1 protein-coding gene is annotated in these 311 nt (G+C 55.0%); it reads right to left on the bottom strand.

Features of this window, described 5'->3' with window-relative positions; translation table 11 throughout:
* Positions 1 to 87 precede the first annotated feature (87 nt).
* Positions 88 to 311: glutaminase (locus tag R0J87_RS19280; RefSeq protein ID WP_498888253.1), on the bottom strand; the 224-nt coding region annotated here is incomplete at its 5' end.

Below are 311 nucleotides of genomic sequence, written 5' to 3' on the forward strand. Positions count from 1 at the left end.
GCGCAACTGCTTGCCGCAGTTATCGTGATAGACCGTATTCAGCACAGCGAGAAAAACTCAACCTTCGGCGACGATTAAACCGCCGGCTCAGAACAATGACAAGCCCAGCTCCTCCGCCAGTTGGCTGATAAGCTGCATCGCCACCACTGAGTTACCAAAGCGGTTAAGTGGCGGGCTCCAGGCGGTAATCACGCCAAACTGCGGCACTATCGCCACTATGGCGCCACCGACACCGCTTTTCGCTGGCAGCCCCACTTTAAATGCAAACTCGCCAGACTGATCATACATGCCGCTGGTGGATAAAATCGCAT

Origin of the sequence: Halomonas sp. SIMBA_159, assembly GCF_046536035.1 — a bacterium.
Classification (GTDB): Bacteria; Pseudomonadota; Gammaproteobacteria; order Pseudomonadales; family Halomonadaceae; genus Vreelandella; species Vreelandella venusta_A.